Source organism: Shewanella sp. NKUCC05_KAH, assembly GCF_019345585.1.
Taxonomy (GTDB): Bacteria; Pseudomonadota; Gammaproteobacteria; order Enterobacterales; family Shewanellaceae; genus Shewanella; species Shewanella oncorhynchi.
In genome coordinates, this window is sequence record NZ_JAHKQZ010000027.1 from 22,107 (window position 1) to 42,089 (window position 19,983).

Here is a 19,983-nt window from a genome sequence, read left to right on the forward strand (position 1 = left end):
TACAATAATAGGAAATACGAATGCATTGAGTTCGTTTCCTTCTATTTGGGGCAGGAGGTTGCTATGCAAACACGAGAAATGGCGTTACTCATGCGCGATGCCTTGTTACTGCCACAGGGACGGGTGGAGGTTCGCGTGGTTGACCCTGGTCATCTGCGCATGGTGGCCGATGTATTCAAGGGAAAGTATGTGCTCGCCTTTGCCACCATTAGACCCAGTGGTAGTCCGCCCTGTTATCCCACTGCCACCCAATGTGACATTATCGATTTTAATCAGCTAGAAGATGATTCACTCAGCATAGTGCTCGAAGGGCGTCAACGCGTCAGCATCCTCTCAGCGGCGCAGGCCAAAGATAAGCTGTGGATGGCGCGTACTTTACCTTGCCGTAACTGGCAAGAAGAGCCGATTAAAGGTGAATTTGAGTTGATAAGCGCCGCATTAGAGCAATTTTATGAAGTGAATCCCGATCTGTTTGAGCTCTATTCTCAAGTGCATTTGGAAGACGCCGCTTGGGTGAGCCAACGCTGGCTCGAGGTTTTGCCTATGTATAACAAAGATAAATTAGTGTTAGTGAATCAGCCAGATTGCCATAAAACCTTGGACTTCGTGCTGCAACTCATCAAGTCCCATGTGGACTGAAAAACCACAAAAAGGCTAGAATAGCGGCTTTCTATAGCCGCTTTTTTTGTGATATGACAGCATCTGCCCGCGCCGCCCAACCTTCTTACATAGTGCTTCCTGTGAATTTCACAGATAAACCCACAGTGTTTGCCTTTCTTGCACAACATTTTGCCCGTATAGGTGAAGATGTATGGCGTCAGCGGATCCTCGATGGAAAAGTGCATTGGCGGGATGGCAGTTTGATCGCCTTGGACACTGAATATCGCCCTGCGGCGCGGGTGTATTACTACCGTGAAGTGCCGGTTGAAGCGAAAATCCCCTTCGAAGAACAGATCCTATTCCAAGATGACAATGTCATTTTGGCCTACAAGCCGCACTTTTTGCCTGTGACGCCAAGTGGCAACTATGTGAACGAATGTTTGGTGCATAGACTAAGATTGCGTACTGGCATTGATACTATCGCGCCCGCTCATAGGCTTGATCGTGAAACAGCTGGAGTGATCCTGATGACTGTCGCGCCTGAAACCCGCGCGCTCTATCATCAACTCTTTATTGACGATGCGATTCGTAAAGACTATCAAGCGATTGCCAAGTTGACTCCTGAGATTATTGAACAATATCAACAGGGCTGCTTAACTTTGCCATTGCACTGGACGGTAACAAACCGCATGCAGCCGAGCGACCCGAGTTTTACCATGAAAATCGTTGAAGGCGAGGCGAATACCCATTCCGAAATCAGTTTGGTGGCCATAAAAGGCGATGTCGGTTTATTTCATTTGAGCCCGATTACCGGTAAAACTCACCAACTTCGTGTGCATATGCAAAGCTTAGGTATGCCATTGTTAAACGACAGATTTTATCCAAGCTTATTACCTAAAGGGCCGGATAACTTTGCGACGCCTCTTAAGTTGATGGCACAGCGGTTACGTTTTATTGACCCAGTGAGCGGGATGCACCACGACATGCAATGTCAAGGTTTTGAGTTTTAGTCAGCGGAAAGCATTATTTCCAGTCTGTTTAAAGGAAATAATCGGGTGCAATTGTGTGCTTGGCTCTGTGATGGTATGAATACAATCTGCAGTATCTGAGTCTCTGCCATAGGGAGCCATATTACGATTGTTTAAAGGAAGTCCATTATGACCAAATCTGCGATCTTCTCTATCTTGCTTTGCGCTGCAGTATTAGTGGGGGCCATGTATTTTGGTGACTGGACTAAGCAGCCTTATCTGAATGATATTGCCGCCGAGATCCGTAAGGCGAGTGCGGTGATTGAACCGAAGAAACCAAGTTCGTCAGGCGCATCGACAGCAGAAGCCGATGCCGAGCGAGATCAAAGCCCTAAGATCATTTGGGATCAAATGGCGCATGAAAAACCGTCGAATAAGTCGCAGCCAGAAGCACTGATTTTCAATCAGGCTCAGCCAAAACCTGCCAAAACCGATGAGGCGTTATCCAAAAATACGCCCTTGATGGATTCTGGCTCTGGTGCCACTCAGCCTGAAACGGTTAAACATAATAAACCCGTTTAATCTGTTATTCCTGTTTGGGTGGTTCGAACAGGGTTTCGCTCATATCGCCATGTAAAACCGCAATTTTTGTTGGTGCACCATCATCTGCTAATTCCAACATACCTATTCCGCTTTTATTCACTAGACGTTTACTCGGCTCATCATTTGGTCGCCTGCCGCGCAGCAACATACGTTTACGTTTTGTCAGCAAGTTAAGTGGTGAAAAGTGGCCATAAAACCAGCCATTGAGTTTATCGAAAATCGGTAACAGCTTCTCAGGGAAGTGATTTTTTATACCGCTGCAGGTGATTTGGTAGATGTTAGGGCTACTACGTCTAAAACGAATACTGATGTCGTAACTAAAGGAGTAATGCACATCGCCGGAGAGGATCACAAACTCCTCTGGGGTTTTACGGTGCATAAAAATACTCAGCAGTGCATTGGCGGCGCCCGGGTGGGCCATCCAGTTTTCGGCGTCTACTAACAGGGAACCGCCGATTAGAGTGGCTGTACGCTGCACAGCTTCAATCAACTTGACCCCAAACATGGGCGCAGGTGAGACGATAATGACCTTCGACTGGCCGAGTAACTCTTGCTGTAAATCCATTAACGCCTCCCAATCCATCAAGCCGGAAGGTTTTGCGAGATTAGATTCACTGCGCCAGCGGCGGGTACGCGTGTCGAGCACGACCAGTTTGGGTGAGGACTCTAAGGTGTAATGCCACTGCTCAAATTTAAGTAATTCATCGATGAGCAGATCCTGACTTTCGCTTTCTTGTCGCGCAAAAAACGCATCGAGCAGCGGGCGGATATCGGCGGTAAATTTATCAGGCGCGTTGCCAAGTCCTTGGAATAAGGTGTAGCCGATTAAGGCATTACCAATGATGCGTTTCGAAAATGCGTGTTCGTAGGCCGCTTGTTCCCATTTAGCCGTAAGGTTCCAATCATCGGTGACGTCGTGGTCATCAAACATCATATAAACGGGAATGTGCGCCATAAAGCGCCTGACTTGCCCCAGCCCAGCTTTAAAGCCAAGCAAGTGTTGCCACTCATTTTGCCAGCGGGCGATATTGGCGGGTGATAAGCCGTCGACATCCTTCGAGATATTCACTAATTCCCACAGCTCAGGTGACCAAGTGAGTAAATACAGGGCGATGATTTCATTTAGGCTGACCAAATGATTTACGGCGATGGAGGAGGTAAAAATGGGGTGATTGCGATACCAACGCCACAGCGCGGTTTTGGCCGGATATTGGGTATGAGGCAACAGGTTTTTATGCCGTTGATACAAATATGCGGGCTGATAATGAATGTCTTCACTAGTGGTGATGCTCGCGCCTTCAAATTGCTCATGTTTAAGACCAAGCAAATCGATGACTTGCCCTATGGCGCTTAACATAGGTCCCGCAACATCATCAATATAGACCTGATCACCACTCATTATGATAAGTGCTGGGCGATCCTCCTCCGCACCCCTGTTGATTATCTTGGCTAAATGGGTATCGGCGGCGACCAGTGCATCGTCACTGTGGTGATGCGGATTGCGGCAGGAACCGTGGAATACTTGGGTTAATTCAGGGGTAAAACGTACACTTGGCGTCGACGCATCGCCGTAGTTTAGCTGGCTTATCGTGGCAAAAATATCACCATGCTGAGCGGCAGACACTTGGTAAGGTGTGACGATATTGGGCGCGAGCAACTCTGGGCGCGACAGTATTATTAGATATTGATGGGCATGTTGCCCAAGTGGCACATAGTGTAAATCGGCATCCTGCAACAGGTACTCTTGCTCACCAAGACGCAGCTTAAGTTCAGTTAATGGCTCACGACTCACAAACCACAGGGTAAAGTGTGAGGCATCGCAGTGGCGCAGCATGGGGCCAGCTAATATCAGAGGAAGTGTCGTACTCAAATTCTGCCTATGGGTATTTGGGTTAATCTTGCATGAGTTAACCCTAAGTAAGTTTGGTTTAGAAGAGTAAACAAGTGCGTTGAATATGAAAAGCTTTTAGAATTGTTAGCCATAAATATGCGTTGAAACTGAATGGGGCGATATGGCTAAGATTATGGTCACGGGGGCGACTGGGCTACTCGGCAGAGCTGTCGTAAAACAGCTTGAATTAACAGGACATGAGGTTGTGGCCACAGGTTTTAGCCGCGCAAGTGAACGAGTGCATAAACTCGATCTTACCGCCCCTTTAGATGTCGAGGCATTTATCGCCCGCGAGCAACCGCAAGTGATAGTGCACTGCGCCGCCGAGCGTCGCCCCGATGTTTCCGAGCAAAATCCGCAGGCGGCATTGGCGCTTAACTTAGCCGCCAGCCAAGCCTTAGCTATGGCAGCTAAGGCCAATAATGCTTGGCTTATCTATATTTCCACTGACTATGTGTTCGATGGCACTCAACCTAAGTATGCTGAAGATGCAGCAACTCATCCGGTTAATTTTTATGGTGAATCTAAGCTAAAGGGCGAGGAAATAGTGCTAGACACTAGCGCTGATTTTGCCGTGCTACGTTTGCCAATCCTTTACGGTCAAGTAGAAAAGCTGAGTGAATCTGCTGTGCTAGTGCTGGTTAACCAATTGATTGAGCGTCGCGTTCAGGGTGTTGATCATTGGGCGATACGCAGTCCAACCTCGACCGCCGATATTGCCCAAGCCATAGACAAGATGATTGCACAACATATTGTAGCGCCAATAGTGCAGGGGATTTATCATTTTAGCGCCGCAGAGACTATGACTAAGTATCAGATGTTGTTGACCTTAGGGGAGATTTTACAACTCAGTACCGCGCACTTAACGCCTGAGTCTACGCCGACAGATAACGCCAAGCGGCCAAGGGATTGCACCTTAAGCTGTGCGCGTTTAGCTGCGCTGGGGATTTGTTCTGAAATTAATTTTGCCACTGGCGTGCGCCAAGCATTAACACAATCGAGTGGTGCACTTGCCACGCTCGGACTCACTCTGTAGGAATCGCCATGGCTAAGATCTTAGGGACCAGTCTACAGGCTGCCGACCAAGTCGCATTACTGCGAACCTTAGGTTTGCTGCTGCAAATAGGCTTAACCACGTTTGCCGCCGATACTTTTGGTCTTAGCCTGCAAATGGAGCCGTTAGTGCATGTGTTAGTGCTGGAGGTGTTATACCTTTCGCTCACATTGGCGCTACGTAAACCCTTATTTGCTAAGGAGCGCGGCCTCTTTATTGCGCTCAGCTTAGACACGCTATTTTGGATATCTTGGTTGCACTTTTCCGGCGGTGCGACCAATGCGTTTATCTCGTTATTACTGTTGCCGATTGCACTTGCGGCTGTGACTTTGCCAATCTGGGCGCCTTGGGCACTGACGGCAATTTCAACCTTTGCCTACAGCCTGATGATCTTTACTGTGCCCGAATCCCCCATGCAGCATCACGGTATGGACATGAGTTCCCACTATTTAGGCATGTGGTTCAACTTTGTGATTTCAGCTTTGGTGATGACAACTAGCGTGGCGTTAATCACTAAGCGTATGCGCCGTCAAGATGCGCAGTTAGCCTATATGCGCGAAGGGCAATTGCGTCAGGAGCAACTCTTAGCCCTAGGCACAGTATCGGCGCAGATGGCACATCAATTGGCCACACCGCTCTCGAGTCTGAGGTTATTACTCGATGAAGTAAAAGAAGACATGAGTGATACCTCGATAACGATTGTCGAGATGGAAACTGCATTAGGTCGCTGTGAACATACGCTTGCCGAGCTGAGATTAGCGACAGAGTCGATCCGCGATCGCCGCCAGCGCCCACTAAAGATCATTGAGCTGGTGGATAGTTTAAAGCAAAAAACCTTGTTGTTAATGCCGCAAACTGAACTGAATTGGTTGGTCACTTGTATGCCTGAACAACTGGCAGAGCAAAGTATTCTGACTGATATGACTTTAACGCCAGCCATCATGGCCTTGATTGAAAATGCTGCCCGCGCTAGCGCCGAAACCATAGGTGCGCCGCAGGTGGATATCAGTTTAGATATAGCGCCAAACGAAGAGCAGATCTACTTGCAGATCCGCGATTATGGCACTGGTATCGCGCCCGATTTATTGCCACAGTTGGGCACCTTACTCATAGAAAGTCCCAAGGGTTTAGGTGTCGCTTTGCTACTCAGTCATGCCAGTTTAGAGCGTTTGGGCGCAGAGTTGATTTTGGCAAATCATCCCCAAGGTGGCACTGTGGCGCAAATTCGTTTCACTATATTAAGGGAGCTGGCGCCGCCTGTATCGCACAAGACTAAGGCTAGTGACGAGGTAAGTTCATGAAACGTTTGTTGATTGTTGAGGATGACCTTTCCCTTGCGAGTATTTTAGGGCGCCGATTAACACGCCATGGCTTTGAATGCCGATTAACCCATGATGCCAGTGATGCTCTGCTGGTGGCGCGGGAATTTCGTCCTAGCCATATTCTTTTAGATATGAAGCTTGCCGAAGCCAATGGCCTAGGGTTAATTGTGCCGCTGCGTCATCTGCTACCCAAGGTGACTATGGTGTTACTCACCGGCTACGCCAGTATCGCCACTGCGGTGGAAGCGATTCGTCTCGGCGCCGATAATTATTTAGCTAAACCTGTGGATACCCAAACCTTGCTCGCCGCACTGGAAATGGATGGACATTCCCATACTCTTCAAGAAGATGAAGTCGACGATTCGCCACTGAATCCTAAGCGTTTGGAGTGGGAGCATATTCAGCAAGTGCTCAATGCTAACCAAGGCAATGTGTCCGCCACGGCTCGCCAATTGGGAATGCATCGCCGGACGTTGCAACGTAAATTGCTGAAGAAACCAGTGGGTGAAAGTGGACATTTGAAGTAACGATTCATCCACGTGTGAGGCAAGGGACAACAGCTTAAGGCAAACCTGATGAGGTGCTGAGGCTGAGCGTTTGACCATAAAAAATGCCACTCAAAAGGGCTGAGTGGCATTAACAAGAAAACGAGAAGTGAATCGATGAATTAGCGCTAGGGTTTTACGCTAGCGCCACGATACGATTATCTTATGTGATTAAAAGTTAACGGTTTCTTCGTTTGAGCAAGGGCCGTTAGTTTCACATACTTTATAGGTGAAGCTTGCGCCAGCTAGGTCGGTGAAACGGTCAATAAACGATGAGCTGCTTGAAGTACCCACCGCAACACCGTTACGGAAGATAGTATACTCATCAGCGTTGTGACCATCCCATTCGAGTGCAACACGTATGCTACCGCGACGAGATTTGTTAGCGTTTTTCACTGTCATTTCTAACGCCACTTCTGGCACTTCAACTGCAAATTCTGCCGAAGTGCTTGCTGTTGCGCCATCGTTGTCAGTTACAGTCAGTGTGACTGTGTAGCTGCCTGACTCGGCATACTGATGATTGACACTCGCACCTGCGGCATTTGTACCATCACCAAAATCCCAGTTCCATGATGTCAGGTCGCCATCGCTGTCAGTACTGGTGCTTGTGAAGCTGCCGTTACCGTTAGCAAAGCTTGCAGTAAAGCCTGCAGTTGGAGCTTGATTTGGTGTGTCATCGCCGTCATAAGCACCCACTAGGCTTACACCTGTGTAGCTGCTATAGCCGCTGACCATCACCCAATAAGTTCCCGTTTGAGCAGGATCAATAGCACAGCTTTCGGCATTACCTGACTTGTATGGACGACAGTCATAGCTGCTAGACGTCGGCGCTTGACCAAATTTAACATACATGTCCGCATCACCTGTGCCGCCTGACATATTGAAGCTCAGGTTAGTTGCACCGCTAGCGACGTCTAGTTTGTAGTATTTTTTGCTACCTGACGCACCGGCTAAACCTGCCACAGCGACACCGTTGGCGAGTTCAGTAGCTTCTGGTGGTGGCGGTGGTGGTGGCGTTTCACAAGGTGTGATACCCACAGCGGCAAACGCAGTAACCACATCGTCAGCACTTAAGCCTAAGTCAGTTGCGGCCGATTTAACACCACAGGCGCCTTGCCAGAATAAGCTGTCCGCCGTCCAATATAATTGGTTAGCGACTACAAATGTTTGGAATGCTTTGCGCGTATCCCAACCCGGTAAGTTAGCTAAAGTGTAGAAAGCTTTATTGAATACACCTGAACTGTGGTGCACATCGATGCCATCATAGTAATCGTCGATATGACCGATTGAGATACCGTCTAAGGTTGGATCTGCCATGTAGCGCAGTGCACCACTGCCTTTAAAGATATCGGCGCCGACTAACCAGTCGTTTGTGCCGTGCATGTAAAATTCAGCGGCTTCACCCGCCATATCTGAGAAGGCTTCGTTCATGCCGCCAGATTGATCTGCGTAAACCAGCCCTGAGTTTTGTTCAGTGAAACCGTGGCTCACTTCGTGTGCCGAGACATCTAAGCTCACTAATGGGTGGAAGGTTGTTGCGCCATCACCGAAGGTCATAGCGCTGCCGTCCCAGAAAGCGTTTTCGTAGTTGTTGCTGTAGTGAACTCGCATCGTTAACTGAAAGGTTAACGGTGCAGTGTTGTACCACTCGCTATACATCTTGTAGATCACGTTGCCGAAGTAGTGCGCATCGTTTAATGGCGAGTAAGCACCGTTGATCTCTTTGACTGTGTTTCGCGGACAAGTGTAAGAGAAGGGGGTGGCGCCTGATGTGGCACCGTTTAGGTTAACGGTTTTCACGTTAGGTGAGTTCATGGTGCAAGTGTCACCACTCACTTCAACGTCTAAGCTAGAAAAATCCGTACCGTATTCGTATTGGCCAGTCTTAATGTTACCGCCTGGGCCTGTGCCCGTTGCAGCGTGATTAATCCCTTCCCAACGCTTGAGCACTTCACCTGAGTGCGCGTCAACCATAGTGAATGGGCGGCTTGGTTCATCGCCATATACTACAAATGAAGTCACATAAACGAGGCGAGTTTTAGCGGCATCATCGAGGTAAAGCCATAATTTTGCTTGTTTGTTTTCAGCTTTTAGGCCTGCAACGGCTTTGTCAGACTTGCCACGGATCGCAATATCTAACGCTTTGTTAGCCGTTAAAGTGGGTTTGACAAAATCAGCCGACTTTTCAATATTTTTTAATACGCGCCCAGACATGTCGCTGTAAAAGCCCATGCTCGATTGTGACGTCGCAACAGAGAAACCATAAACAGGTACGCCATGGAAATATTGTTGTAAACGTTGTTTTTGCTTGCCTTGACCTAGGTTGAGTTTTTTCTCGACTTTGAGTTGGCTACCTGCGTCTAAGCTGAACTGAGACACTAAGTTATTGCTTGAAGACGCGCTTCTAAGAGTGCCGACATCGACAACATCGGCAGCAAATGCGGATGTGCCTAAAGTGGCCGACACAGCAATGAAGAGTAGCGACAGTTTTTTGTTTAGCATCATGCTTGAAATCCTTTTTCCGTTTTGTAAATAACGTTGGAATGCCATACAGCTTAACTGGCTCGGGCGAGCGTTTTTTATTGTGATTTCTACAGGGTCGTCGGCATCCCTCTGCCATGGCCGCATAGAATGAGCTGTTGCTCAGGCGGAAATTCTCAGATTTTTATTCTGTGCAAAGCGTGAATAACCGCATGACCCTAGATGTTATTTAAATGTGAAAATGTTAACAATCGTACAAAGGAACTATCTTCATCGTTCATTTAGACGCTTTTAAATCTGAATTAGGACTTTTGGGTAATAGCGATTTAGCCAAGCGGAAGGGTGATGCACTTGAGTGTTTTAAAACAATTTAATGATTTATTTCAATTGTTTATTTTTTCAGTGTTCTTGAAAAGGCTTGATTAAGGATGGGTTGTGCGTTGGGGTCATCATCCTATCAAGGTGTTGAGACCCTCTGCTTTGATTTATTAACTTAGAAAGACTCCATCGGAGTTGCCGCTGCTTGACTTGCTCTTCAGCTTATTTCACCAAGGTAACTCTGTGCCATCGTAGGCAAAAAAACGCCCTGTTTGTGCGGGTGTAGCATTGGCAATGATGGGCAGTAAGCAGTTGGCGACATACTCAGGTGTAAACAGTTTGCCTTTGGGGACACTCTGTTGAAATGGCTGAGATAATGGCGTGTCTGTCGTGCCCGGATGCAGAGACAACACCACGCCGTGTTTCATGGTGCGTAACCATTCAATCGACAGTGTTTTGAGAAACATATTCAGCGCGGCTTTTGAGGCGCGATAGCTGTACCAGCCCCCTAATTTATTATCGGTAATACTGCCGACTCTCGCCGATATCACCGTAAATCTTGCCGAGTGGCTTTGTGTTAATGCCTTAGCAAAGTGCTTCGCCAACATGATGCTGGGCAGGGTATTCAGCGTTAAATTGTGCTGGAAAAAGTCGATATCCAGTGACTGTAGGCTTTTTTCTGGCCCTTTATCTTGGGTGTGTAAGATGCCGACACAGTTAATAATCCAATCTAATTCAGTGAGTTGTTCACTTAGCTGTTTAATCTCAGCTTCATTGGTCACATCTAATGCATGCCATTGGAGCTTCTCTCGCATGTCTTGGGGAAGATGATGCCAGTAGGTGGTGTGCACAGTGGCGTCGGGATATGACTCTTGAATTCGCTTAACCATGGCTTTGCCAATACCCCCACTCCCGCCGACGATAAGTACTTTCATAGCAAACTCTCCCTATCCAAATATCTATATCAAATTCTTTATATCAAACTCTTTATATCAATGAGTCACGCTTAGCATTACTCCGCTACAAACGGTTTAGGTGAACGAGGTTGTGCTCGGCTGTGGCTAATATGGCGCTTCTTACGGACTCGCCCATTTTGTCCCAAGTCTGGTATAGCATGCCGATCCTAGGGTTCAGCGACAATCGCGCGCGGTGTTTGTCCATAAAGCGCCAATAAAAGCTATTGAACGGGCAGGCGAGTGCACCGCTGCGCTCTTTTATCTTGTAATGACAGCCGCTGCAGTAATCACTCATTTTATTAATGTAAGAGCCGCTGGCGGCGTAGGGTTTAGTACCGACAATGCCGCCGTCGGCAAACAATGCCATGCCGCGAGTGTTGGGCATTTCAACCCATTCGATGGCGTCAACATACACGCCTAAATACCACTCATCGACTTGATTTGGCTCGATTTCGGTTAATAAGCAGAAATTGCCGATCACCATTAAGCGCTGAATATGATGGGCGTAGGCAAAATCTAATGATTGAGATAAGGCTTGTCGCATGCAGCTCATCTTAGTGTCGCCATGCCAAAAATAATCGGGCAGCGTCCCATGGGCATCGAGCGCATTAGTGCTGGCGTACTGCGGCATATTGGCCCAGTAAATGCCGCGAACATATTCTCGCCAACCTAATATCTGTCGTACAAACCCTTCAACTTGGGCGATATCAATCTCAGCATTCGTTTGATAACTGTCGATGGCCGCATTGATGACTTCTAACGGGCTGATTAATTTACTGTTAAGGCTGAATGATAGTCGACTATGGTACAAGCTCCACTTGGCGGGATGTTGCGCTGTCATGGCATCTTGAAAACGGCCAAAGGAAGGCAAGCAAACCTGACAAAAATACGTTAATAGTGTGAGGCTTTGCGCACGGTTTATCGGCCACAGCAATGGCGCATCAATACGACCCATGGTCGGAATTTGATGACGCTCAAGCCTAGCGAGAATTTCAGTTACATCGAGGCTAAACATCAATGGCGCTGGCAAGACTTTTATATCTTGAGTTTTAAGTTTCTGACGGTTGCTGGCATCAAAGTTCCATTGCCCGCCGAGTGGCTTTCCGTCTTGCATCAAGATGTTGAAGCGTTTACGCATACGGCGATAAAAGTGCTCCATCATAATGTGTTTGCCGACGGGGAACTGCGCATCGATTTCGTCAAAGGGCAAGATAAAGTGCTCTGTATCGACACAGTTCACCACGGCTGTGTTGAGCTTAAGTCGGCTCAATTGCTTGAGTAAGCGGTATTCATCAGGCCTTTGGTATTCAAACTTGATCGCGCCAACCTGTGTTACCTGATGTTGAATTAGCCCCAGTAGATCGCTAAAGCCTTGGGTGCCATCATGAGTGTCATCCAGATTCAAATAGAGCACTTGATGCCCTTGTGCGCGCAGCTCTTGGGCAAATTGCGCCATTGCCACAAAGAAGGCACATATTTTTTGCACATGGTGGGTTACATAAGTGTTTTCTTGGTGCAATTCTGCAATCACATACAGCACTTGATCATCAACACGGTTAAACCAAGAATGCTGGGCATTGAGTTGATCGCCTAAAATTAACCTGACTGTATGGAATTGCTGTAATTGCATTAAGTGGACTCGTTGAATGACTTTCGCGGTTAAGCATTTCGCGATGTAATATTGCCTGACATTACGAATTGGGTTGCAGTGAGGATCACAAAGCAGGGTATTTGTCGTGATTTCGACAAGGAGGTTTATCTAAACTTGGTTTGATAGCTTTTAAAGCAAAGTCAAAGTCGTGGGGCTTCCCCATTGATTTTCAATCAAGAGCCCTTGCCGAACAACGTCGATGTCTAACTGCCAGTTCACAATCTTTGGCTCTCGTTCGTACCGCTGTTTTCGCAGCACTCACCCTAGCGAAGTTACATGCATTAACTCTTTATTTATAAGCAGGGCTTCGTGCTTATTTGAAATAGCTAACGTTTCCGATGGTACATCCCCTATTAATCAAATAAAGAATCCGAAAGCTAACTCGGCATCCATGCCTCGCTCACGCGATTTTCTTCAACGCCCTTCAGCAACTTCGCAGGGGAAGATGAACTTCTGAAGTTTTAGTGTTGTTTGTTAGTATTTAAAAAGAGTACTAACACTCCATTTTTAAAATTTAACAATGGGAGTCTAAATAACACGAGCTAATTCATATAATAAGGCTGGGGGAGCACGTTTTATATTACAAAAATGAGATTGGGTATCCTTAGATATAAAAACATCGGCCTAGACCGATGTTTTGGGGTTATCTGATGCAATAAAATTCACATAAACAGTGAGATAGCTAACCACTAATCCCAATATACTGTATAGACATGATAGCCAGCATACGGCTTAGGGGATAGTTGATGTTCGCCATAGGGCCAGCCTGTCCCCATTCCATCTGCCGCGATTCCTTCAATCCATTCTTCCACTTCCGCCAGAGGCGCACAGGTAAGAATATGAATGTTCTCAGCTGCAGGCCATAGCTCATCATCCTCAAGTGCTTCGGACCATTCATCGTGCATCCCAACATAAATACCTTGCACATCTGACCTATGTTCGATTTCTTTCAAGCAACGATAGATTTCTTTGATGGATGGTCGACCATAACCCCAATTATTGGGTGCGATAGACTCTTCATCTTCGTTTTCTAAAAAGTACTCATTTAATGTCACTACCGGACAGTGCTCTGGATCGGCGGTCGATAAGGCGCTTAATTTATTGAGTAATTCCGTTCTCGTTGTCACTGACAATACTCCATTTCTAAGATTTGTTTCCAGCGAAGGTTTAACTGTTTTATCACATATGCAGGGCTAATAATAAATCTGGCCATCCATTTTAGAGCAACAATATAATGCACTTTCAGGTTGCTTACAAAGAAGCTGTTTTCAAGACACCCAGCTTAAATGGCGTGGTAGTTAACCTCCGACTATAAGCATTAAACAAGGAGGTTTATATGCCGCGTCCTCTCAGAACTCAGATAAGCCTTGAAGACACTCCCTGTTACCATTGCTATAGCCGCGTTGTGCGGCGTGCTTTTTTATGTGGCGATGATGCCTATTCTGGGAAAAATTATGACCATCGCCGTAGTTGGGTTGAGTCACTACTGTTTGAACTTGAAGCCGTTTTTGCTATCGATGTTGCAGCCTTTGCGGTGATGTCGAATTATCTGCATGTGGTGCTGCCAGTCGATATCGACAGTGCCAATCGTTGGACTGACCGCGAAGTACTTGAGCAGTGGCATAAGTTGTCTAAAGGCGATGAATTAACGCAAAAATCCGTTCAAGGAGAGCTAGTTGAGGCGCATGAGGTCAACCGATTAAAGCATTCAATCGCAATTTACCGCAGGCGATTATGCGATATTTCATGCCTAAGTTTTCAAAAGAGCGCGATGTTTGATTGAGCTAATAGCAAGACAAGCAAATCAAGAAGATAACTGTACAGGCCGCTTTTAGCAGGGACGGTTTAAACCACAGGCCTTACTTGATGAAGTTGCTGATTTAAAATGGTAGGCCTGATAATTTTCATTCCATTATCCTTGACCATGTGCTCGCGGTGTTCGCGCTTCCTTATGCTGCAAATGGCGCCATCGAGCGCTTAGGGATAACTCATTTTTAAATCAAAGTCGGCGAGTCACTGGCGTAATAGTCTTAATCGTTGGGTACATTGATCAAAAAGTTATTATTTTATAGTATGTTACTCAATTTTAATGTGTCACTTAACGCAGCAGGAGCTTAGTTCGTATGCGGGAATATGATGGGATTGAAAAGCGTTACCAAAGGCCAGATGCCGATTTAGCTAAAAGTTTAATGATTATCGAAAATTTATTGGGTTTTACGCCGCTAGAGGATAGGTTGGAATTTGATTTGTCTTTTTGGGCTGGCGGTTCAGGTGTATTCGATAAGTTGGCGGTTTCATGTTCTGTGACTCCCGAGCAAATGAAACTCGCTCAAGATAAGTTGAGACTCAATTCCCCAGAGGCAGCGATAGCATTGGATGAATGGCGTGATGATTTTATTTGGTTAGTGGAGGATGAAGACGTTTGTACTGATGTGTTGGTTAGGTCGGCGCATTTTATTAATCAGAATAAAGCGCCATTTCAAGATGTTTGTCTTAAAACGCAATCCATTTATTTCGCTTACATGAGTGATGTGAATGGCTGGACTGCGGTATGGGGTCAGCAAGATAGGCTCAATTATGCTTATTTCTGCCAAGGATAGCCTTTATCTTTAAGTGATTACCGACAATCGCCAGTTAAGTCTTATTTACCAGTCCGTAATCAAGGGCGTAGCTTTTAAGCTTGGCATCGAGATCATCTAGATCTTTATAAAACTCGTCATCGAGCTTATCGAGTACGCTGTACAGGTCTTGGTTATCGGTTGCGGCTAAACGACGATCTCTGTCTATTGGTACTGGCTTTTCGCCAAACACGGCCTGTTTTGCTTGGTGCAATAAGTTTAACGAGTGGCTTGCTCCCATTTGGATAAGTCCACGCTCAGCGAAGGCGTAATGCTCACCTGAAGAGTTGTCGAAATACTGAATAAATCCACCATTATAGACCTCGCCAGATAAGCAGTTCACCGCATAGTAGTTTTGTTCCTCTGGTCTAAGCGTATAAAAACCTTGATCTTTGTTATGTACCCTTACAACAAGATCTCGCCAAAAGGCTCGAAAGGGACAGGTTTTATCGAGTTCACGCTCTTGTTGGTAGTATTCCTTCGCACGCTCGAGATTTGCACGTATGCCATTTTTGCAGGGCATGCATAAACCCTCATTTTTCTCGGCGGTACTCGGAAGGATTAAGGTGTTACATTCTTGGCAGGGGATTTTTTCCGACATGGTCTTTCCTTTGATACTCAAGTCAGTAAGAGAAGTCACAGCTTCACAAGCTACCCATTGTTAAATTCTCTGTTTCTAGAGTTTACATCGCACAATTAAGCGTCTATTTACCTAACGTACTAGTTGTACTTTATATTCATCGCGATCAGCGGCTCGCGGGAGGCTTTTTCGGCGCGTAGGCGGGCGAGGTATTTTTCCCATAGATCCACCTGGTGGGTGGCGAGATCGTAGAGTACTTTCCACGAGAATAGGCCTGTGTCGTGGCCGTCATCGAAGACGATTTTCACTGCGTAGTTGCCGACGGGTTCAATGGCGCTGATGTTGACGTTTTTCTTGTGGGTGACCAGCTTTGGATTACCGTGACCATGCACTTCGGCCGAGGGCGAGTAGACTCTGAGCATCTCGCAGCTGAGCTGATATTGCTCACCATTATCGAAACTGATTTCTAGAATGCGCGATTTACGTTTCAGTTTAAGATCGGTGACATTGGGCGTTGCTGTGGTCATAGGTTGGCTACCAAGAAAATGCTAAGGATAGGATAACGACTCATTAAAATAACACCTGACTAATGTAACCACTCGCGGCCAAGGATACAAAGGGTAAGCGAGAGCCTTGGTCAGGCTTTTTCGTTTAAGTCACACTTTTGCATTTGAGTCGTTCACCGCCAAGTCGTTTGGGCTTTGGCGGTGAGCGGGTTTTGCACTAGAGGATAAAGCGGCTGAGATCTTCGTCTTGGACTAAGTTGTCTAAGTGGGCACTGACATAGTCGGCGTCGATAACAAAGGCGGAGCCTGATTTTTCCGATGCCTCGTAGGAGATATCTTCCATCAGCCTTTCCATCACAGTGTGTAAACGACGGGCGCCGATGTTTTCGGTGCGCTCGTTCACTTGCCATGCGGCTTTCGCAATGCTGTCGATACCCGATTCGCTGAATTCAACTTTCACGCCTTCTGTGCCCATCAGCGCGATATATTGCTCGGTGAGCGAGGCGTGTGGCTCGGTTAAAATGCGTTTAAAATCATTGGCTGATAGCGCATCTAGCTCGACACGGATTGGTAAACGACCCTGTAATTCAGGAATTAAATCCGACGGTTTAGACATCTGGAATGCGCCAGAGGCGATAAACAGTATGTGGTCGGTTTTTACCATGCCGTGTTTTGTGGTAACAGTGCAGCCTTCGATGAGCGGCAGTAAGTCACGTTGTACGCCTTCACGGGAAACGTCTGGGCCTGAGGTTTCGCCGCGCTTACAGATTTTGTCGATTTCGTCGAGGAACACTATGCCGTGTTGCTCAACCATTTCAATGGCTTGTTCTTTTAAATCTTCTTGATTGACCAGTTTGGCCGCTTCTTCTTCGATCAATAGCCTAAAGGCTTCTTTGATCTTCATCTTGCGACGTTTTGCTGGTGCTTGGCCCATGTTTTTAAACAGACTTTGCAGCTGGTTGGTCATTTCTTCCATGCCTGGAGGCGACATGATTTCAACACCAATTTGCGGTTGGGCTACATCGATATCGATTTCTTTATCGTCTAATTGACCTTCGCGTAGCTTTTTGCGGAAGACTTGACGGGTATTTGAGTTGGAATCGGTTTCAGTGCTTTCCCAGTCGTTTTTCGGCTTAGGCAACAGGGCATCGAGAATGCGCTCTTCGGCATTTTCTTCGGCGCGTTGGCGACATTTGCCCATTTGCTGTTCACGGGTCAGCTTGATGGCTATATCGGTCAAGTCGCGGATGATTTGCTCGACTTCCTTACCGACATAACCCACTTCTGTGTATTTAGTCGCTTCGACCTTGATAAAAGGTGCGTTCGCCAGTTTGGCTAAACGGCGGGCAATTTCAGTTTTACCAACGCCCGTTGGGCCAATCATCAGAATATTTTTTGGGGTGACTTCTTGACGGAAATCCGCGTCAAGTTGCATCCGGCGCCAGCGGTTGCGCAGGGCGACAGCAACAGAACGTTTGGCCTTTTGTTGGCCAATAATGTGTGCATCCAGCTCGTGGACAATCTCACGGGGGGTCATTTCAGACATAATATTCCTCACGGGCTGTTTAGTAATTGAGTTCTTCAATCGTTTTGAATTGATTGGTGAATACGCAGATATCCGCGGCAATGGTCAGGGATTTTTCGGCGATTTCTAAGGCTGACAGTTCAGTGTTTTGCAATAGCGCAAGGGCCGCCGCTTGGGCATAGTTGCCGCCTGAACCAATGGCAACTAAGTCGTGTTCTGGCTGAACGACATCACCATTACCTGTGATGATCAGCGAGGTTTCCGCATCGGCCACGACTAACAGGGCTTCGAGTTTACGCAGCATACGGTCGGTACGCCAATCTTTGGCGAGCTCAACGGCCGAGCGCAATAAATGGCCTTGGTGCATTTCGAGTTTGGCTTCGAAACGCTCGAATAGGGTGAAAGCATCGGCGGTGCCGCCTGCAAAACCTGCCAGTACCTTGTTGTGATATAAGCGACGCACTTTTTTGGCGTTACCTTTCATGACGGTATTGCCTAGGGAGACTTGGCCATCGCCGGCGATGACAACTTGATTATTACGGCGTACTGATACGATAGTGGTCACAATGAATCCTCTTCTGGCCCGCAGCAAAAGTTGCGGTGGATGATGGGATATATATGGGGATGGATGACAATAATTCAAGTAATCGCGGCAAATGCCAAAGGAGTTTGCGATCTTTCGCGCTCCTTTAGCAATAAAAATAAGCGCTTACTGGGAAAGGGTGGATCGACCTACAATAGTACGGCCATCGAAGGGATAGTATTTAAGATCCCAGTTTTCACTGCCGAAGCTGCGATCGTCCGAGACATAATTGAAAATGCAGTAAGCATTGGGATCGGTAATGTCGACGGCACCATACCAGTAAACAATGTCGACATTGGGAACTGTGCGCCAAGAGTATTGATCGGCAATGACAAATTCATTATTAGCCAAAAGACCTTGCCATAACTGACCACAATAATCGCCCTGCAATTTAGCACCGGCATCAGCGGTTGCAGTCTCTATTCCCAGTGGAAATCCTGTGGTGGTCGAGTCGAGTTTTCCGTCACCATAACAGGCGAGATCTTGGGTATAACCAGAGTGACCGCCCGCAAGCCAGCAACTGTGATAAAGCTTAACACCAGAGGTAAAGGCCGCAAATGTGGTTTTGGCTCTGGCATCGTGGGCATCTTGGCCTAGGTTTAAAAACCGTGGTGCTGCGACGACGGCCAAGATCCCAAGGATGATAATGACCACAACCAGCTCAATTAATGTAAAGCCCTTCGATGACTGCAAACGACTCATATTGCTCACCTATCTGTTAGAGGACAATATTCTAACGGAACTTTGATTTGCAATCAGTAAGTCATTGATAATATTTAGTTGTTTAACATTGTTGTTACATGGCTCTACAGTAAGATGGCAAGCCGCAAAATGGCAAGCCATCACTTCATCTTTCAATGCCATCTGCCGAATGTAAACGGCTTATAAAGCCGTTTTGTCTATAACACGATAGCGGGTTTGTACGTAGCCATTGTCGTATTGCTGCGTGTGAATTGGCATTAATTGAATCGCTTGAGCTAAGTCGCCAAAGAGGGGAATACCTTTACCCAGTAAAGTGGGGATGCGAGTGAGCGTGAGTTCCTGAATTAGCCCTGCCGCTAAAAAGCCTTGGATTGTTTGGCCGCCATCGATATAGAGATGCTTAAAGCCACGGGTTTTGAGTTGTTCGCTAATGCTTGCCGCATCGCCATTTAGCACTTGTACGTGCTCACTTAACGCCGACGGTACTGTTACGCCGCTGCGACTTAATACAAATACTGGGATATTTACATAGGGCCAATCACAATCGAAGGAGAGGACTTTTTCAAAGCTTTTTCGTCCCATTACAATCGCATCGATAGTGTCGATAAAAGCATGGTAACTAAAATCTTCATCGGGATTAGTACTGGGATGCTGGTTTAAAAAGTCGATATCCCCATCGGGAGTGGCGATATAACCATCGAGGGTCGTGGCAATAAAAACGGAGGCTTTCATTCATCTTCCTTAATGCTATTTTCGAGCGTGTTTCTCTAGTGATTCTTTCAGTGCCTGTTGCTGAGCGAGGCAGTCTTGTTTTGCTTTGCCCGACATATCGTTACACGTTTGACCTTTATCTGGGCCTTCCAATATGGCCGCCGCAACATAAACTGCGGCGTCGGCTGCATTGCATTCTTGTTTGCTGTAGGGGGAATTTGTATCACATTTTGAATTAAGTGGCCCAACGCAGCCACTCATACAGGTCAAGACTAAGGTGCTAAAGCTGAGTAATATTAAAGGTTTGAACATTCGCTCTTCCATGATTCATATTATTTAAGGCGGTTGGAAAGTATATAACTGCTTTGC

General features: G+C 46.8%; 19 protein-coding genes and 1 pseudogene. 8 read left to right on the forward strand and 12 right to left on the reverse strand.

Going from position 1 to position 19,983, the window contains the following annotated elements:
- Window positions 1–63 precede the first annotated feature (63 nt).
- The 3 genes from KO533_RS20050 (at window position 64) to KO533_RS20060 (ending at window position 2,150) form a co-directional block, all read left to right on the forward strand.
- The gene (locus KO533_RS20050) at window positions 64–639 is read left to right on the forward strand and encodes an LON peptidase substrate-binding domain-containing protein (RefSeq protein ID WP_105251225.1); all 576 of its coding nucleotides are present in this window, start codon (window positions 64–66) and stop codon (window positions 637–639) included.
- Between the two features lie 53 nt (window positions 640–692).
- Window positions 693–1,610 carry a pseudouridine synthase gene (locus KO533_RS20055; protein WP_219255838.1) on the forward strand — a complete coding sequence of 306 codons (918 nt, stop codon included), beginning with the start codon at window positions 693–695 and terminating at the stop codon, window positions 1,608–1,610.
- Between the two features lie 147 nt (window positions 1,611–1,757).
- Window positions 1,758–2,150 carry a hypothetical protein gene (locus tag KO533_RS20060; RefSeq protein ID WP_173247280.1) on the forward strand — a complete coding sequence of 131 codons (393 nt, stop codon included), beginning with the start codon at window positions 1,758–1,760 and terminating at the stop codon, window positions 2,148–2,150.
- A gap of 4 nt (window positions 2,151–2,154) precedes the next feature.
- Here the strand turns inward: KO533_RS20060 and KO533_RS20065 are convergent, their stop codons facing one another.
- On the reverse strand, window positions 2,155–4,005 hold the full coding sequence (locus tag KO533_RS20065) for an alkaline phosphatase D family protein (RefSeq protein ID WP_173248710.1): 1,851 nt from the start codon (window positions 4,003–4,005) through the stop codon (window positions 2,155–2,157).
- A gap of 178 nt (window positions 4,006–4,183) precedes the next feature.
- On the opposite strand from KO533_RS20065, the gene KO533_RS20070 reads away from it, so the two are divergent.
- Genes KO533_RS20070 through KO533_RS20080 form a run of 3 tightly spaced genes read left to right on the forward strand, consistent with a single transcriptional unit; the run spans window position 4,184 to window position 6,965 of the window.
- A complete protein-coding gene (locus KO533_RS20070) occupies window positions 4,184–5,098 on the forward strand; it encodes an SDR family oxidoreductase (RefSeq protein WP_173247277.1) in 915 nt (304 codons plus the stop codon).
- Between the two features lie 8 nt (window positions 5,099–5,106).
- Window positions 5,107–6,417: a HAMP domain-containing sensor histidine kinase gene (locus KO533_RS20075; RefSeq protein ID WP_219255840.1), complete on the forward strand. Its 1,311-nt coding sequence runs from the start codon at window positions 5,107–5,109 to the stop codon at window positions 6,415–6,417.
- On the forward strand, window positions 6,414–6,965 hold the full coding sequence (locus KO533_RS20080; protein ID WP_105251231.1) for a response regulator: 552 nt from the start codon (window positions 6,414–6,416) through the stop codon (window positions 6,963–6,965). The genes KO533_RS20075 and KO533_RS20080 overlap by 4 nt, the downstream gene beginning before the upstream one ends.
- 189 nt (window positions 6,966–7,154) lie before the next feature.
- Here KO533_RS20080 and KO533_RS20085 read toward each other — a convergent pair whose 3' ends face one another.
- From KO533_RS20085 to KO533_RS20100, 4 genes are all read right to left on the reverse strand, one after another.
- Window positions 7,155–9,488 (reverse strand): M4 family metallopeptidase, encoded by a 2,334-nt coding sequence (locus KO533_RS20085; RefSeq protein ID WP_219255842.1) that lies wholly within the window; start codon window positions 9,486–9,488, stop codon window positions 7,155–7,157.
- A gap of 521 nt (window positions 9,489–10,009) precedes the next feature.
- Window positions 10,010–10,717, reverse strand: a complete 708-nt coding sequence (locus KO533_RS20090) for an SDR family oxidoreductase (protein ID WP_173247268.1) — start codon at window positions 10,715–10,717, stop codon at window positions 10,010–10,012.
- A gap of 85 nt (window positions 10,718–10,802) precedes the next feature.
- Window positions 10,803–12,368 (reverse strand): cryptochrome/photolyase family protein, encoded by a 1,566-nt coding sequence (locus KO533_RS20095; RefSeq protein WP_173247265.1) that lies wholly within the window; start codon window positions 12,366–12,368, stop codon window positions 10,803–10,805.
- Window positions 12,369–13,078: 710 nt separating this feature from the next.
- Complete coding sequence (locus KO533_RS20100; RefSeq protein ID WP_173247262.1) at window positions 13,079–13,516, reverse strand: hypothetical protein; 438 nt, start codon at window positions 13,514–13,516, stop codon at window positions 13,079–13,081.
- A 209-nt stretch (window positions 13,517–13,725) separates the two neighbouring features.
- Here KO533_RS20100 and KO533_RS20105 point away from each other — a divergent pair.
- Window positions 13,726–14,221, forward strand: a pseudogene (locus KO533_RS20105) (transposase); the annotation flags it as partial.
- Window positions 14,222–14,512: 291 nt separating this feature from the next.
- Window positions 14,513–14,989 (forward strand): hypothetical protein, encoded by a 477-nt coding sequence (locus KO533_RS20110; RefSeq protein ID WP_219255844.1) that lies wholly within the window; start codon window positions 14,513–14,515, stop codon window positions 14,987–14,989.
- Window positions 14,990–15,023: 34 nt separating this feature from the next.
- On the opposite strand, the gene KO533_RS20115 is transcribed toward KO533_RS20110, so the two are convergent.
- The 7 genes from KO533_RS20115 to KO533_RS20145 form a co-directional block, all read right to left on the reverse strand.
- Window positions 15,024–15,608: a DMP19 family protein gene (locus KO533_RS20115; RefSeq protein WP_219234482.1), complete on the reverse strand. Its 585-nt coding sequence runs from the start codon at window positions 15,606–15,608 to the stop codon at window positions 15,024–15,026.
- 119 nt (window positions 15,609–15,727) lie between these two features.
- Window positions 15,728–16,114, reverse strand: coding sequence for a DUF971 domain-containing protein (locus KO533_RS20120; RefSeq protein ID WP_063883307.1), 387 nt, complete (start codon window positions 16,112–16,114; stop codon window positions 15,728–15,730).
- Window positions 16,115–16,310: 196 nt separating this feature from the next.
- A complete protein-coding gene (gene hslU, locus KO533_RS20125; protein ID WP_219255846.1) occupies window positions 16,311–17,639 on the reverse strand; it encodes an HslU--HslV peptidase ATPase subunit in 1,329 nt (442 codons plus the stop codon).
- A 19-nt stretch (window positions 17,640–17,658) separates the two neighbouring features.
- Window positions 17,659–18,183, reverse strand: coding sequence for an ATP-dependent protease subunit HslV (hslV, locus tag KO533_RS20130; protein ID WP_006083300.1), 525 nt, complete (start codon window positions 18,181–18,183; stop codon window positions 17,659–17,661).
- Window positions 18,184–18,327: 144 nt separating this feature from the next.
- The gene (locus KO533_RS20135; RefSeq protein WP_219255848.1) at window positions 18,328–18,903 is read right to left on the reverse strand and encodes a prepilin-type N-terminal cleavage/methylation domain-containing protein; all 576 of its coding nucleotides are present in this window, start codon (window positions 18,901–18,903) and stop codon (window positions 18,328–18,330) included.
- 180 nt (window positions 18,904–19,083) lie between these two features.
- Window positions 19,084–19,635, reverse strand: a complete 552-nt coding sequence (locus KO533_RS20140) for a dihydrofolate reductase family protein (protein ID WP_219255850.1) — start codon at window positions 19,633–19,635, stop codon at window positions 19,084–19,086.
- A gap of 15 nt (window positions 19,636–19,650) precedes the next feature.
- Window positions 19,651–19,926 carry a hypothetical protein gene (locus tag KO533_RS20145; RefSeq protein WP_173247249.1) on the reverse strand — a complete coding sequence of 92 codons (276 nt, stop codon included), beginning with the start codon at window positions 19,924–19,926 and terminating at the stop codon, window positions 19,651–19,653.
- Between the last annotated feature and the right edge of the window lie 57 nt (window positions 19,927–19,983).

Coding starts and splice junctions, on each gene's coding strand:
- KO533_RS20090 (WP_173247268.1), bottom strand. CDS start 10,717: ATGAAAGTACTTATCGTCGGCGGGAGTGGGGGTATTGGCAAAGCCATG.
- KO533_RS20070 (WP_173247277.1), top strand. CDS start 4,184: ATGGCTAAGATTATGGTCACGGGGGCGACTGGGCTACTCGGCAGAGCT.
- KO533_RS20055 (WP_219255838.1), top strand. CDS start 693: ATGACAGCATCTGCCCGCGCCGCCCAACCTTCTTACATAGTGCTTCCT.
- KO533_RS20095 (WP_173247265.1), bottom strand. CDS start 12,368: ATGCAATTACAGCAATTCCATACAGTCAGGTTAATTTTAGGCGATCAA.
- KO533_RS20120 (WP_063883307.1), bottom strand. CDS start 16,114: ATGACCACAGCAACGCCCAATGTCACCGATCTTAAACTGAAACGTAAA.
- KO533_RS20140 (WP_219255850.1), bottom strand. CDS start 19,635: ATGAAAGCCTCCGTTTTTATTGCCACGACCCTCGATGGTTATATCGCC.
- KO533_RS20110 (WP_219255844.1), top strand. CDS start 14,513: ATGCGGGAATATGATGGGATTGAAAAGCGTTACCAAAGGCCAGATGCC.
- KO533_RS20065 (WP_173248710.1), bottom strand. CDS start 4,005: ATGCTGCGCCACTGCGATGCCTCACACTTTACCCTGTGGTTTGTGAGT.
- KO533_RS20050 (WP_105251225.1), top strand. CDS start 64: ATGCAAACACGAGAAATGGCGTTACTCATGCGCGATGCCTTGTTACTG.
- hslU (WP_219255846.1), bottom strand. CDS start 17,639: ATGTCTGAAATGACCCCCCGTGAGATTGTCCACGAGCTGGATGCACAC.
- KO533_RS20115 (WP_219234482.1), bottom strand. CDS start 15,608: ATGTCGGAAAAAATCCCCTGCCAAGAATGTAACACCTTAATCCTTCCG.
- KO533_RS20060 (WP_173247280.1), top strand. CDS start 1,758: ATGACCAAATCTGCGATCTTCTCTATCTTGCTTTGCGCTGCAGTATTA.
- KO533_RS20080 (WP_105251231.1), top strand. CDS start 6,414: ATGAAACGTTTGTTGATTGTTGAGGATGACCTTTCCCTTGCGAGTATT.
- KO533_RS20085 (WP_219255842.1), bottom strand. CDS start 9,488: ATGATGCTAAACAAAAAACTGTCGCTACTCTTCATTGCTGTGTCGGCC.
- KO533_RS20075 (WP_219255840.1), top strand. CDS start 5,107: ATGGCTAAGATCTTAGGGACCAGTCTACAGGCTGCCGACCAAGTCGCA.
- KO533_RS20145 (WP_173247249.1), bottom strand. CDS start 19,926: ATGTTCAAACCTTTAATATTACTCAGCTTTAGCACCTTAGTCTTGACC.
- KO533_RS20135 (WP_219255848.1), bottom strand. CDS start 18,903: ATGAGTCGTTTGCAGTCATCGAAGGGCTTTACATTAATTGAGCTGGTT.